The organism is Gracilibacillus saliphilus, from assembly GCF_010994085.1.
In the GTDB taxonomy this organism is placed as follows: Bacteria; Bacillota; Bacilli; order Bacillales; family Amphibacillaceae; genus Gracilibacillus; species Gracilibacillus lacisalsi.
In genome coordinates this window covers 110937-124221 of the sequence record NZ_WJEB01000019.1, presented here as the reverse complement: position 1 = coordinate 124221, position 13285 = coordinate 110937, and the positions used below count along the sequence as shown (strand labels likewise).

15 protein-coding genes are annotated in these 13285 nt (G+C 34.5%); 13 read left to right on the top strand and 2 right to left on the bottom strand.

The window, feature by feature from the left end:
- Nucleotides 1-70: 70 nt before the first annotated feature.
- The 7 genes from GHT08_RS13380 to GHT08_RS13350 all read left to right on the top strand — a co-directional run bounded on the left by GHT08_RS13380 (nucleotide 71) and on the right by GHT08_RS13350 (nucleotide 5664).
- The gene (locus tag GHT08_RS13380) at nucleotides 71-640 is read left to right on the top strand and encodes a Uma2 family endonuclease (protein WP_163581888.1); all 570 of its coding nucleotides are present in this window, start codon (nucleotides 71-73) and stop codon (nucleotides 638-640) included.
- Nucleotides 641-950: 310 nt separating this feature from the next.
- Complete coding sequence (locus GHT08_RS13375; RefSeq protein WP_193568303.1) at nucleotides 951-1985, top strand: serine hydrolase domain-containing protein; 1035 nt, start codon at nucleotides 951-953, stop codon at nucleotides 1983-1985.
- 70 nt (nucleotides 1986-2055) lie between these two features.
- Nucleotides 2056-2589 carry an ATP-binding protein gene (locus tag GHT08_RS13370; RefSeq protein WP_193568302.1) on the top strand — a complete coding sequence of 178 codons (534 nt, stop codon included), beginning with the start codon at nucleotides 2056-2058 and terminating at the stop codon, nucleotides 2587-2589.
- Nucleotides 2590-2624: 35 nt separating this feature from the next.
- Nucleotides 2625-3386, top strand: a complete 762-nt coding sequence (locus tag GHT08_RS13365) for a class I SAM-dependent methyltransferase (RefSeq protein WP_163581887.1) — start codon at nucleotides 2625-2627, stop codon at nucleotides 3384-3386.
- A gap of 65 nt (nucleotides 3387-3451) precedes the next feature.
- The gene (locus GHT08_RS13360) at nucleotides 3452-4228 is read left to right on the top strand and encodes a class I SAM-dependent methyltransferase (RefSeq protein WP_163581886.1); all 777 of its coding nucleotides are present in this window, start codon (nucleotides 3452-3454) and stop codon (nucleotides 4226-4228) included.
- A 129-nt stretch (nucleotides 4229-4357) separates the two neighbouring features.
- Entirely contained in the window at nucleotides 4358-5035 is a 678-nt protein-coding gene (locus GHT08_RS13355; protein WP_163581885.1) for an HAD family hydrolase, read from the top strand.
- A 20-nt stretch (nucleotides 5036-5055) separates the two neighbouring features.
- Nucleotides 5056-5664, top strand: a complete 609-nt coding sequence (locus tag GHT08_RS13350) for a hydrolase (protein WP_163581884.1) — start codon at nucleotides 5056-5058, stop codon at nucleotides 5662-5664.
- Between the two features lie 66 nt (nucleotides 5665-5730).
- Here GHT08_RS13350 and GHT08_RS13345 read toward each other — a convergent pair whose 3' ends face one another.
- The gene (locus tag GHT08_RS13345; RefSeq protein WP_163581883.1) at nucleotides 5731-7032 is read right to left on the bottom strand and encodes a lysine N(6)-hydroxylase/L-ornithine N(5)-oxygenase family protein; all 1302 of its coding nucleotides are present in this window, start codon (nucleotides 7030-7032) and stop codon (nucleotides 5731-5733) included.
- 116 nt (nucleotides 7033-7148) lie between these two features.
- Between GHT08_RS13345 and GHT08_RS13340 the strand changes: the two genes are divergently transcribed.
- A complete protein-coding gene (locus tag GHT08_RS13340; protein ID WP_163581882.1) occupies nucleotides 7149-7472 on the top strand; it encodes a DUF4870 domain-containing protein in 324 nt (107 codons plus the stop codon).
- Between the two features lie 91 nt (nucleotides 7473-7563).
- Here the strand turns inward: GHT08_RS13340 and GHT08_RS13335 are convergent, their stop codons facing one another.
- Nucleotides 7564-8325, bottom strand: a complete 762-nt coding sequence (locus GHT08_RS13335) for a FixH family protein (RefSeq protein ID WP_163581881.1) — start codon at nucleotides 8323-8325, stop codon at nucleotides 7564-7566.
- A gap of 289 nt (nucleotides 8326-8614) precedes the next feature.
- On the opposite strand from GHT08_RS13335, the gene GHT08_RS13330 reads away from it, so the two are divergent.
- The 5 genes from GHT08_RS13330 (at nucleotide 8615) to GHT08_RS13310 (ending at nucleotide 13198) form a co-directional block, all read left to right on the top strand.
- Nucleotides 8615-9655, top strand: a complete 1041-nt coding sequence (locus GHT08_RS13330; RefSeq protein WP_163581880.1) for a metal ABC transporter solute-binding protein, Zn/Mn family — start codon at nucleotides 8615-8617, stop codon at nucleotides 9653-9655.
- Between the two features lie 401 nt (nucleotides 9656-10056).
- Entirely contained in the window at nucleotides 10057-10581 is a 525-nt protein-coding gene (locus GHT08_RS13325; RefSeq protein WP_163581879.1) for a cupredoxin domain-containing protein, read from the top strand.
- 16 nt (nucleotides 10582-10597) lie between these two features.
- Nucleotides 10598-12049 (top strand): cbb3-type cytochrome c oxidase subunit I, encoded by a 1452-nt coding sequence (locus GHT08_RS13320; protein WP_163581878.1) that lies wholly within the window; start codon nucleotides 10598-10600, stop codon nucleotides 12047-12049.
- The gene (locus GHT08_RS13315) at nucleotides 12030-12656 is read left to right on the top strand and encodes an SCO family protein (RefSeq protein WP_163581877.1); all 627 of its coding nucleotides are present in this window, start codon (nucleotides 12030-12032) and stop codon (nucleotides 12654-12656) included. Before GHT08_RS13320 ends, GHT08_RS13315 begins: the two co-directional genes overlap by 20 nt.
- Nucleotides 12656-13198: a hypothetical protein gene (locus GHT08_RS13310; RefSeq protein ID WP_163581876.1), complete on the top strand. Its 543-nt coding sequence runs from the start codon at nucleotides 12656-12658 to the stop codon at nucleotides 13196-13198. Before GHT08_RS13315 ends, GHT08_RS13310 begins: the two co-directional genes overlap by 1 nt.
- Nucleotides 13199-13285 lie beyond the last annotated feature (87 nt).

Sequence of the window (13285 nt, the reverse complement as noted above, 5' to 3'; positions counted from 1 at the left end):
CTCGTCACTTTAGTGATGAGAGGTTCATGGTATTATATTCTAAAAGCATAAGTTGAAAGGTATGATTTAAATGGCCATTCCAAACGAAAATGGGAAATATACGTATGCTGATTATCGAAACTGGAATGATGGTGAAAGGGTCGAGTTAATTGATGGGGAGATTTTCAATATGTCTCCTGCTCCTTCTAGAAGGCATCAAGAGGTTCTGAGAGAATTATCTACAGCTTTTTCTGTTTTCTTGCGAGAAAAAGAATGTGAAGTATTTTTCGCGCCATTTGATGTACGCCTGTTAGTAGATAATAAACACGATGATGATATAAATAATGTTGTTCAACCGGATTTGTCGATAGTATGTGATCAGGAAAAACTTGATGACAAAGGTTGTAATGGATCACCAGATATGATTATCGAAATCCTTTCACCGTCCTCTGTAAAGTTAGATCGCTGGAAGAAATATCATCTTTATGAAAAAGCGGAGATAAAAGAGTACTGGCTTGTTGATCCGGTAAACGAATCTGTAGAAATACATCTTTTAGTAGGTGATCAATATAAATTTCAAGGAGTCTTTACGAAAGATGACACAATTTCTGTAAATATCATAACTGGATTAAAAGTAGATCTCAATCAAATATTTGTTTAGAAAATAATAATTTCTACATTAATGCGTGATTGTAATTGAATAGGTTCAAATAGAAAATTACTTGACAAAGAAAGAATCCATTTTGATCAGTCTTTATTTAAAATGGATTCTTTCTTTGTTTTTGATTTTAAAGCTACACTTCGCACTTTTAACAATTTACTACAAAGGTAGGGAAATATTCTATTTTCAAACACTTAATCAATATTATAAAAATATCATCTTTCTTTGGAATATTATGTTAGTATTAAAGTGGTAAGCTATAGAGCCAGCACGACTCTTTGCGGAAAACTAAATAGAAGGGAACAAATTTATGCTGGAAGCAAATGGTGTCAAACGTATTAAAGCTGCTATGGAAAAGATTGATTTTTCGGGAACCGTTATTGTGCAAAATCCTAATAATATTGTGGTGGAGAAGAGTTATGGTTTTGCAAATCGTTCAGAGTATCTTGAGAATAAAGTAGATACTAGATTTGGTATTGCTTCAGGCTGTAAGCTGTTTACGTCGATAGCAATTTGTCAATTAGTTGAAAGAGGTAAGCTATCGTTTGAGACCAAGTTACAAGACTGTCTGGACATCTCGCTTCCTCATTTCGATCAATCCATTTCCATTCATCATCTACTAACACATACTTCTGGAATACCTGACTATTTTGATGAAGAGGTAATGGATGATTTTGAAGTATTATGGATTAAATACCCGATGTACACGATCAGAAGGTTAGAGGATTTTTTGCCGTTATTTCAACAAAATGCTATGAAACTACAAGTTGGGGAGAGATTTCACTACAATAATGCAGGATATATATTACTTGGTTTAATTGTTGAACAGGCAAGCAACCTTAGCTTTTCAGATTATATTCAAGAACATATTTTTAACAAAGCAGGTATGGATCAATCAGGATACTTTGAGTTTGATGCTTTACCACAAAACACAGCGCTAGGGTATATGGACTTTTCAGATGGTAGTTGGAAGACAAATATTTATTCGCTTCCAGTAAAAGGTGGATCTGACGGAGGAGCATACACTACGGTGAAAGATATGATTAAGTTATGGGATGCACTGATACGTAATCAACTTTTATCTGTGGAATACACGAAAAAACTGTTTACACCTTATGTGAAAACAGATGAGCAGAATAGTTACTATGGATACGGTGTCTGGATTGAAAAAAAGCATGCCAATATTAATAAGTATCACGTGATGGGGTATGATCCAGGCGTTAGTTTTCATTCTGCCTATTATCCAGAAAGCGCCTATAAGGTTGTAGTCTGCTCGAACAAGTCGGAAGGTGCATACGACATAATGAAAGAAATCGAAAATGAAATCATAATTGTAAACGGTTAATTAGTTATCTGTCTTTATTTAGAATTAGATGATAATAATATTTGAAGGTCGTCATACAGGAGGAGAGAAATTGTACAGGAAAATTCATATAATGGGAGCAGCTGGTTCTGGAACTTCAACACTTGGTGCTTCATTGTCAGACGCTTTACCCCATAAACATCTTGATACAGATGATTATTTTTGGATAACCAAATTTACAGAACAAAGACAAGTTTCAGAAAGAAGAAAAATGCTTACAAAGGATTTATCGCAAAATGGAAACTGGATTTTATCCGGAGCAGTTTGTGGTTGGGGGGATACCTTTAAAGATTGTTTTGATCTGGTTATATTTTTATGGATTCCTTCAGATATTAGACTGGAAAGGTTGCGACAAAGAGAATTTCAAAGGTATGGAAAGGAAATATTAGCAGGGGGTAGCAAATACGAGCAATCGAACACGTTTTTAAAATGGGCTTCCCTATATGATAATGGTGGTATGGAAGTGAGAAGTAAAACCTTACATGAACATTGGATGGAGGATTTAACTTGTCCAATTTTAAGGATTGAAGGAGATTATACAGTGTCAGAAAGAGTTGATATGGTCTTGGATTATCTTGAAAATTAATGATGCTCTAACAGGAAGATGGAGGTGGGTAGGTAATGAGAACAACTAATTACTCAAAAATCGCCGAAAAGTACGACAATAATCAATATAGAGTTGATGAAATAAGCTTTGATTATGACTTAAAAGAATACATCGAAAACAATAGGAAAAAAGAATACGATTTACTGGATTTATCCTGTGGAACCGGTCTTTACCTTGCAAAACAAACTAATCATTTTAACGGGTCAGATATAAAATGGAGCGGATTAGATTTATCAGATCAAATGTTGAGTAAGGCTAAGGAAAAAGTGAGGAATGTAAAGTTGATTCAAGCAGATGTTGTGGATATGCCTTATGACTCAGAAACATTCGATTTTATTTCCAATAACTATGCATTTCATCATTATATGAATAAGGATAAGGCATTAAACGAGATACATCGTGTACTTAAAAAAGGTGGCATATATAAATTACATAATATAGCAATGCATGATATGCCTAAATGGTGGGTTTATCATTATTTTCCGTCAGCTTATGATGAAGATCTAAAGAGATTTTGGAATAAAGATGTTATTTTTAACAAGCTTACATCAAAAGGTTTTGAAGTTGATCTTAAAATCGTGTACCGAATGGAAAATATAAAGGTGGTAGAATATATAGAACACGCTGAAAATAGAGATATTTCCGTCCTTTCTTTAATCAATGATGAAGATTATGAGAAAGGATTAGAATGTATGAGAGCTGATATAAAAACTAATCCTAACAAAACAATTGTCAATGATTTTGCGGAAATGTTTTGTTTGGCAAAGAAAATATAGTTTACTGGTGCTTTACTGTAACAATATTTAAATGCCTTTAGTAGAACAGAGATGAGGGATGTAGAATGGGAATTGATTTCCATAGTAAAAAAAGTGGTATGTCTTACACAAATCGAATTGCTGATAACTCATGGAATGAAGTAATAAAAGACCTCGTACCTATCAAGAATATATCGAAGGCTTTAGATATTGGATGTGGTGGGGGAATTTATTCAAAGGCACTTTCTGACATGGGTGTTGAAGACGTTACTGGTGTCGATTTTTCCGAAACTATTCTTGAAGGCGCAATGGAAAACTGTAAAGAATATAAAAACATATTATTTAAACATGGAAATGCCTTGGAAACGGGATTAGATAGTAATAATTATCATTTATTGTTAGAAAGAGCATTAATACATCATATTAAAGAATTACACTCTTGCTTTCAAGAAGCATTCAGAGTTTTGAAGGAAAATGGATATTTCCTTATTCAAGATCGTACTCCTGAAGATTGTTTGTTAGAAGGTACAGACAACAACATCAGAGGTTATTTTTTTGAACTTTTTCCAAAATTGATTGAGCAAGAGAATAATCGTCGATACAATAGCCAATTTGTAATGGAAACCTTAAAGGATAATGGCTTTAGGGAAATTGAAGAAGTTAAGTTGTGGGAAACAAGAAAAGTATATGATAACAAAGAACCGTTACTAAACGATTTACGTCAAAGAACTGGTAGAAGTATTTTACACGAATTAGATGATGATGAACTAAATGTGTTAATAAATAATTTAGATCAATCCTTGCCAAATAACGAAATCATAACCGAAAAGGATAGATGGACAATTTGGAAAGCAATTAAATAATTTGAAGATTTGTGTGCTTAGGGAGCAAGGCTATTACAAATAGATTAGAGAACAATAAATATACTTGTCTATGAAATAAGAGTACCCCATTCTGAACATATTTATATTTAACCGTGGAGGAAAGTTTAAATGATATTCTTCGATATTGATGCAACACTACTTGACCACGACAAAGCGGAAAGATTGGCAGCGATCGATTTCTATAAAAAAAATAGCGATGAGCTAGCGAGTAGTGAAAAGGATTTTGTTGATTTGTGGTTTGCATTATCCAAAAAGTATTTCGAGAAATTTTTATCAGGTGAAGTAACATTTCAGGAACAGAGAAGAATGCGTATAAAAGACTTGTTCGGTCATCATTTAAATGACCAACAAGCAGATAATATATTCAACTATTATGTGGTGTTGTATAAAAGAAATTGGTCTGCTTTTGAAGATGTAATCCCTTGCTTAAAATCGTTAAAACAAAAAGGGATTCGACTTGGGATTATTAGCAATGGTGATTATCAGCAACAAATTGAAAAATTAGAGAATTTAGCGATTAAGCATTATTTTGAACATATCATTACCTCAAGTGAAATAGGCGTTGCTAAGCCTAATTCAATTATTTTTAAAAAAGCATGTCTACTAGCAAATGCTCAGGTTCATAAAAGTTATTATGTAGGAGATAGATTTGAAACAGATGCAATAGGTAGTAAACAAGCAGGAATGATTGGGGTATGGCTAAACAGAATAAGTCACAAAACTACTTCAAGTGTAAAAGTAATACATAGTCTTGTAGAGTTAACAAAGATCGTTAGTGAGAGATGATGGAAGAGGAGGGAAAAACAATGGGCTCAAGAATCATGCACTTGATTATTGCTAATAGTATTGCAGAATGTCTGTCGATAGAAGAAAGAACCCCTTTTTTACTTGGAGGAATTGCTCCAGATGCTGTTTCACCTAAAGACATATCACATTTCTATACCGGTAAAGTTGAAGATTATTCAAGAAACATTGATTATCAAGGATTTTTACATAAATATAGATCGAAAGTAAAAAGCCATTATATATTAGGTTATTTTACACATTTAATTGCAGATAATTTGTGGTTGAAAGGCTTCTACCTGCCTTGGTTGAAAAACAGAATCGAAGCTAATAAAGATATGTTGAATCTATATCATCACGATTTCAGATTACTAAATGGCAAATTGTTAGAATACTATGGTCTTACAAATGAAGTGAGAAATATGCTCAAATTTAATGATGCTATCATTGATTTGCAAGAGGTTAAATCCAAGGATGTCGAAGATTTTATTCCCTATCTATTAGGCGATATGGAATATGATAGGGAAGTTATAAATGCTGAACTAAATGTATTTACGTTTAATCAGATGGTTGGTTATATAGAGACATCAGTTGATAAGGGATTATTGAATATAAAATCGATACAGCTCTAATTAAATAATGCAGGTAAAAATAAACGCTTGGACTAATTTCCAAGCGTTTCAAAATTCATTGTCATATTATTTACTATCATCCGAATCAAACTGGGTAAAAATCGTATCTCTTTGTTGTTCATAAACGGTTTCTCCGGCAATTTCATTAATAATTTGGATATTGCGATCTACTGCCAATCCTAAATTAGTCGCTCCTGTTCCATGTGATTGTTCCAAATTCGTTAAGGTGTAAAAGTGATGCTCTCTTTGCCCGTGTTTAAAGACAAGCTTAAAATTATTATCTACTTTAAAGCGTTTGTCATCTTCCCATTCAATGTTGTTTTCAAAACGTTGGTAAAACCAGTCCGGAATGTTTGGCCTATACCCAGTAGCCAGTATCACTTTCTCTGTTTCAAAAGTGACATCCTCGCCTTTCTGCCATTGTTTAGCCTCGACTTTTAAGAGCGATCCATTTTTTACAACTTTCTGTATCTCTGTTAATGGTTGAATCGTTACAGGCAGCTTTTTATTATCAATAGAACGATGGTAGAGCAGCTCATGAATTTTATGTAATGTTTCCTGGTCAATCCCTTTTCGTAACTGACCAAGGAGATCTAGTGAATCCTTTCTTTCTTGGTATGGTAATTCATGAAAGTATTCAACATAATCCGGCGTAAAAACTTCTTGTCCTAGTTTACTGTTATCAAGCTGTAAGAATCCAGGAGATCTCGTGTACCAGAATAGATGATAATCGAAATGCTCCTGTAGTTTTAACAAGTCGAAGAAAATTTCTGCAGCACTTTGTCCTGATCCAACAACGGTAATATGCTTCGCTTGAACGGTTCGTTTTTTATGATATAAATATTGACTGGAATGGTGGACATGTTCAGAGCCAATATCATCTAATTCGAATGGAATCATTGGTGTGCCACCAGTACCTAGTGTGACATGCTTTGTAAAGTAGGAACGTTCTTTTTGTTCACCCCAATGGTTGACAACTACTTCGTAATGATCACCATGGTCGATGACATCTTTTACTTGAGATTTAAAGTGGCAATTTGGCATTTGCTTAACTACCCACTTTAAATAGGCAGCATATTCAGCGCGAGGCATTTCAAATTTATGAAAAAAGAAAAATTTATATAGGCGATTTTGTTCATGCAAATAATTTAAGAACGTATACTTACTAGTAGGGTTCGCGAATGTTACAAGGTCTGCCAAAAAGGAAACCTGTAAATCAGTACCTTCAATGAGCATACCAGGATGCCAAGCAAATTGCCCGTTTTGATCAAAAAAGATTGTCTTCAGATTTGTTTTTTCAGCTGTTAATGTTGCGAGTCCCAGATTATAGGGGCCAATCCCTATTCCGATAAGATCATATTGTTCCATAATATACCCCTTTTATATATCATTTTTTCTTATTATATACGTTACAAAAAAAATTATCTAATTATCAACAGAAAATGACAAGATATGGTACAATATCGAAGGAGGAGGTGTAGATAATGACGAATAGTGATGAAAGATTGTTTGGAATGTTAATTTATTTACTAAGTTTCTTTACGGCTATTATCGGTCCATTAATTATTTGGATGATCAAACGTGATGAGTCAGCATTTATTGACTTTCATGGAAAAGAATACTTCAATTTCTTTATTTCCTTTACGATTTATAGCATAGTAAGTGGAATACTTGTAGTAGTGTTGATTGGTTTTGTACTACTGCCGATTGTAGGTATTCTATTCTTTATATTTACTCTTATAGCCCTATTTAAAGCATTCAATGGAGAGGAATATCGAATTCCGTTAGTAATCCGCTTTATCAAATAAGTTGCGCTAATTATTGTCAAGATAGCAACAAATAGAGGTATACATTGTTTCAACTAGATACTGAAACAACGTATACCTTTTTCATTGGCAATTATTCTTCTATCTCAAAATCATACTCTTCATGTTCGTGTAGACCGGTATCATCTGTTACATGGACAATCATCTCAGCCTGTCCAGCTTCTTTAAAAGAATAAGAAGCCACATATTTACCAGAATCAACTTCCTCCGTCTCAACCCAGTCGTGTTTCTCGTTATTTTCCAGAATAATCTCATAGCGTACTCGTGCATTTTCATATGGTTCTTCATCCATTGTAAGCTCTACGGTGATATCTTCTTCTTGATTAACCGTTATACCTTCTAGAGGATTCAGCTTTATGTCAAACCCGTGCTGATGCTCATGTTCATGTTCTTCTGTATCCTCATGTGACTCATGATCATGATGTTCCATCTCCTCACCATTGATGATAATGGATTTTTTTGGCATAGAATGAAGACCTCTTGCTGTCGTATGGGCATAAATCTCGTAAGTACCAGGTTCCTCAAATGTTACCTCTGTTGAATAAGTGCCATCTTCATGATTAGTAGCATCCACATGGACTGTATTGTCCTCATCTTCTACATTCCAATACTCAAAAGTCATTTCTTCTGCGTCTGTCACCAGTTCATCTTCACCATAGGTTACGGTAGTTTGTAACAATACTGATTCACCAACTTCCCCTTCTTCGGGAAGTGCAAAATCAACTTGAATACCTTTTACTTCCTCATCTTCGTGTTGTTCATCGTCCTCTGCTTGACTGCTACAAGCTGCTAACAACAAGGCTAATAAAGTGATTAGTATATAGCTTTTTTTCATTATGATCCTCCGTATATGCAATTTTCTAATGTAACTATACGACTTCTAGCAACAATAATCAATGAACAATGTATGACATTTAGCGATTGTCTGTGATCATATTTACAAAAAATTTTTTTGTAGCTAAAACAATTTGGTGAAAAAACTAAACAAATCGTAACAATTATTATTTACATTTTGAAGCTAATCATCTATAATACTATTAAATCGTATTGATTACGGTTTGTTTTTGTATGCTTTATTGTTGCACTATAAATTTTATACATAATATTAAGGGGGGCAATTTTAAATGAAAAAGACAAGTTTAGCCATTTTATCTATATTATTTCTATTAATAGGTTGTAATGCTGAGGAAGATTCCCAAGCAAATCAACAAGAGTCAGAAAATGATACACTTCAAATCTATTCAACATTGTATCCATTAGCTTATTTTACAGAAGAAATTGGTGGGGAGTTTGTAGAGGTGGAAACGATATTACCGCCTGGATCTGATCCGCATAACTTTGAACCTACTTCTAGAATGATGGTAGATATCGCAGAAGCTGATATGTTTTTATATAATGGAGCTAATTTAGAAACCTATGCTGGGCAAATAGAAGAAGCACTTATAGGTGAAGATGTGTTAATGGTAGAAGCAGCGGAAGGAGTATCACTAGTAGATCATGTGCACAATCACGAAGGTGAGGAACATAGTCACGAAGAAGAACATGCACATGAGGAAGAAGAGCATAGTCACGAAGAAGAACATGCACATGAGGAAGAAGAGCATAGCCACGAAGAAGAAGGGCATGATCATGACCATGGTGATGAGGACCCACACCTTTGGCTAGATCCTATTCGTTCCTTAGAGTTAGCACGTAATATCAAAGATGGATTAATCGAATTGTATCCAGAGCAAGAAGAAACTTTTGAAGCTAATTTTAGCGATCTAGAAGAAAAATTAATAGCTTTAGATGAAGAATTTCATCAACAATTGGAATCTGCACCAAATAACGAAATCCTTGTCACACATGCAGCATATGGCTATTGGGAACAGAGCTATGGTATTGAACAAATTGCAATTACAGGACTATCCTCATCTGAGGAACCTTCTCAGAAACAGTTGGAAAGAATTTTAGATCGTGTGGAAAATAACAATATCGAATATCTATTGTTCGAACAAAATGTAGAACCAAAAGTAGCAGAAGTGATTCAAGCAGAAACAAATGTCGAATCATTACAATTGCATAACTTATCCATTTTGACTGATGAGGATATTGAAAATGATGAAACATATTTTAGTTTAATGGAACGAAACTTAAACGTATTAACAGAAGCATTAGATAACTAAAGAAAAACACGGAGTGATTTTATTTACTCCGTGTTTTTTTATATGGGAAGTATAAAATCAGTGCAGTGACTGCGTTAAACGAAGTAGTTATTTTGAAATGTTTGATGTGTATTTGCAACGCTCCGCCTAATTATTTCACATTCCACGGGCAAGGCATCAACTAATTTTGCCTTATATCTGTTATCAGTAAACTAGTCTACATTTCAAATTTACCATAAAAACAAAAAAGCTTCATAATACCAAGCTTTTTTTATTTTACATAAATAAAAGTTTAATATTTAAATATATTAAAAGTTTTGTTTTTTGTCAATAAAAAACTCTTCAACGTGATTTGTATCACACGTAACATAAATAAATTGTCATACATTGTGACATAGATATTGATTTTAGGAGGTAGTAGGATGGTTCAAACAGTTGCGTGGATAACAAGTCTTGTTTTTATGTTATTGATTACCTTTATTTTTTTGTTTGTAGCTATGAAATCGACTGAAAAAAGAGAGTATGAACCGATTAAAAAGAAATGGTACAAAGCAAGGACATTTTATGGTGTCACTCTAGTGGTATTTATGCTTATCATTACGATTTACACACTACGAGATCTTCCTTATGACCAACCAGTTTACGGAAAAGGTGAGGACCCAACAATTGTTGATGTGGAAGCGTTGCAATTTGATTGGGAGTTAAGTCAATCAGAGTTTAAAGTTGGAGAGGCAATAGAATTTCATGTGACAAGTCAAGACGTTAATCATGGATTTGGAATATACGATGAGGAAATGAACATGATTGCGCAAACACAAGCAATGCCAGAGTACACCAATGTTGTCTATCTAACGTTTACGGAACCAGGTACGTATGAAGTGTTATGTCTGGAATATTGCGGCCTTGCTCATCATGTGATGACCTATCAAATTACGGTAACGAATTAGTGAAGGAGTGTTTTAGATGGTTCATAATCGATTGATCAAAAATTACTTAATCATTGGTGGAGCAGTGATTTTATTAATGATGGTATTTGGTATTTTAATGTTGCTAGCCCAAGGTGGTGTTCTATCACTTAGTCCGCCGGCATTTTATCAATACATGACCATTCATGGCACAGGCATGATTGGTGCGGCAGCATTAGCTGCATCAGCTGTGATGTGGTATTTTTTAAGTCAGCATGTAACATTATCAAAGAACATTTTTAAGGCAAACCTAGTATTATTTGTAATCGGACTTGTGCTTGTGATCATAGGTGTTTTCTCCTTTGATTATGCAAGTGCCTGGACGTTTTTGTATCCTCTACCAACCTTATCTGCTAAAGCGTGGGGAACAGTTGGTGCATTACTATATCTATTTGGTATGTTGATTATTGGAATCGGCTTTTTGCTTTTATTCATTGATACAGGCCGGGCAATTATTAAGAAAAAAGGCAGTCTTGCTAAAGGTTTAGGTTGGGATGTGATTGCTGGGAAGAAAGCTGAAAAAGATGCACCGGAACCTGCGATTATTGCTAGTACAATGGTTACGATTGTTAATGTAACAGCGTTGATTGCCGGTGCAACAGTAATTATGATGAATATTATTCATACAGTTAATCCATCATTTACCTTTGATCCACTATTAGCGAAAAATTTAACGTTTGCATTTGGTCATGTTTTTGCTAATTCGATTATTTATATGAGTGTTATTGTCGTCTATGAATTGTTAGCAAAATATACAAACAGGCCTTGGAAAGCGAATAAAGTCTTTCTAATTGCATGGTCTATGTCAACCGTCTTCACCTTAATGATTTATACACATCATATGTTAATGGATTCCGTAATGCCAAAATGGATGTTAATAATCGGACAGGTGTTCTCCTATGCAAATGGATTACCAGTATTAATTGTCACCGCATATGGTGCACTGATGATTGTATATAAATCAGGAATTAAATGGGATATTGCATCTGGGTTAGCTTTTTTATCCATGTTTGGTTGGACAGTTGGAGTCGTTCCGGCAATCATAGATGCAACGATTGTTGTGAACCATGTTATGCATAATACCAAATGGGTACCGGGGCATTTCCATATGTATATGGGACTTGGGGCAGTAGTGATGATTTTTGCCTTTATGTATTATCTAGCAAAAGTAGATGGTGGTCTAAAAGTAACCAAGTTAGACTGGATTGCCTTTTTTAGTTATATCGTAACGATGGCTGCTATCAGTATTCAATTTTTAGTATCAGGTGCATTAAGTACCCCTAGACGTTGGGCAACACATATTCCAGAATGGATGGGACCAGCCATATTTGGAGGAATTGCCGGCGTATTTCTAGTAATTGCTACCACATTATTTATCGTTCATTTTGTTCGCTATGTTTTGCAACGAAACGTTAAAAGGAACGATCTATATGACGAAAAAATGGTGTAACAGAATAGCTATTACTTTATCGATTATATTAGTTATTTGGATGTGGTTTATTGGAACAGATGGATTCACTGCCTTTACCGCAGAAACAGCTAGAAAGAACAATTTGATAGAGGCGAAACCAAAGTTCCCAGAGGTAATATTAGAAGATAGCAAAGAACGAAAGTATACAATGGAATCATTTCGTGGGAAAAATGTGTTGATCACCTTTGTTTATACAGCTTGTACCACAGTTTGTCCAGAGTTAGAAAGAAACTTTGCTGAGGTATATCAAAGCATTCCCACATCTTATACAGGGGAAGAGATTATCTTTCTAACGATAAGTTTTGATCCTGAGCGAGATGATCCAGAAACATTAGAAAACTATCGGCAATATTTTCAAAGTGATGGAGAAACGTGGCGAATGGCAAGGGTTCCAGAAAAGCTGGAGCTAAAATCTTTATTAGACGCTTTTGGGGTGATCGTTATCCCAGATGAGTACGATGGCTTTTCCCACAATTCAGCTTTTTACTTTGTTAATAAGCATGGATATTTAGAGAATGTACTAGATTATACTGATATTAAGGCTGCTTCAGAATATATCGTGGAAAGGTTAGAGAGGGAGATATGATGAAACTGGCCATCTTATTTTTTATCCTCTTACTAGCCCCTGGTACTAGAGAAAGTCTTGAATCAATAATGGTTCTGCATATGTTTCTGCAATTACCTTTACTCATATTAGTTGGTGTTTTATTACATGGCAATCGTGATTGGCGTTTTCTGAAAAAGTGGAACGAGAATGGTGTAGCTGGCATGTTACTTGCAGTGGGGGTGTTGATTTTCTGGATGCTTCCCCGTTCATTGGATGATGCTTTAACAGAAATAGAAATAGAAGTTTGGAAGTTTGTATCACTCCCGCTTCTCGGGTTTTTATGGAGAAATAGCTGGCGAAAAATAGGGGGAATATTCAAGAGCTTTCTTTATATCAATTTGGTATCGATGTTCGGTTTATTGGCATGGCTTTATCTCGGAACACCTGTGCAAATTTGTAATAATTATTTGATTAACGAACAACAAATAGTTGGAGCAGTGTACCTTTCCATTGTACTAGTTTCGATCCTTTATCTATTGTATCTTGTTTTTATTAGAGGATTAGAGGAAGAGGCAAAATAGCCTCTTCCTTTATTAATTTTTTGTAAAGATAGGTTTTATGCGTTGATCATATAAGCATATTGTTATATAGTTATATTCGAATGAAAA

What these genes read in the sequence shown, in the direction of transcription:
- GHT08_RS13380 (WP_163581888.1), top strand. Translation starts at nt 71, where the DNA reads ATGGCCATTCCAAACGAAAATGGGAAATATACGTATGCTGATTATCGA.
- GHT08_RS13375 (WP_193568303.1), top strand. Translation starts at nt 951, where the DNA reads ATGCTGGAAGCAAATGGTGTCAAACGTATTAAAGCTGCTATGGAAAAG.
- GHT08_RS13365 (WP_163581887.1), top strand. Translation starts at nt 2,625, where the DNA reads ATGAGAACAACTAATTACTCAAAAATCGCCGAAAAGTACGACAATAAT.
- GHT08_RS13360 (WP_163581886.1), top strand. Translation starts at nt 3,452, where the DNA reads ATGGGAATTGATTTCCATAGTAAAAAAAGTGGTATGTCTTACACAAAT.
- GHT08_RS13355 (WP_163581885.1), top strand. Translation starts at nt 4,358, where the DNA reads ATGATATTCTTCGATATTGATGCAACACTACTTGACCACGACAAAGCG.
- GHT08_RS13350 (WP_163581884.1), top strand. Translation starts at nt 5,056, where the DNA reads ATGGGCTCAAGAATCATGCACTTGATTATTGCTAATAGTATTGCAGAA.
- GHT08_RS13345 (WP_163581883.1), bottom strand. Translation starts at nt 7,032, where the DNA reads ATGGAACAATATGATCTTATCGGAATAGGGATTGGCCCCTATAATCTG.
- GHT08_RS13340 (WP_163581882.1), top strand. Translation starts at nt 7,149, where the DNA reads ATGACGAATAGTGATGAAAGATTGTTTGGAATGTTAATTTATTTACTA.
- GHT08_RS13335 (WP_163581881.1), bottom strand. Translation starts at nt 8,325, where the DNA reads ATGAAAAAAAGCTATATACTAATCACTTTATTAGCCTTGTTGTTAGCA.
- GHT08_RS13330 (WP_163581880.1), top strand. Translation starts at nt 8,615, where the DNA reads ATGAAAAAGACAAGTTTAGCCATTTTATCTATATTATTTCTATTAATA.
- GHT08_RS13325 (WP_163581879.1), top strand. Translation starts at nt 10,057, where the DNA reads ATGGTTCAAACAGTTGCGTGGATAACAAGTCTTGTTTTTATGTTATTG.
- GHT08_RS13320 (WP_163581878.1), top strand. Translation starts at nt 10,598, where the DNA reads ATGGTTCATAATCGATTGATCAAAAATTACTTAATCATTGGTGGAGCA.
- GHT08_RS13315 (WP_163581877.1), top strand. Translation starts at nt 12,030, where the DNA reads ATGACGAAAAAATGGTGTAACAGAATAGCTATTACTTTATCGATTATA.
- GHT08_RS13310 (WP_163581876.1), top strand. Translation starts at nt 12,656, where the DNA reads ATGAAACTGGCCATCTTATTTTTTATCCTCTTACTAGCCCCTGGTACT.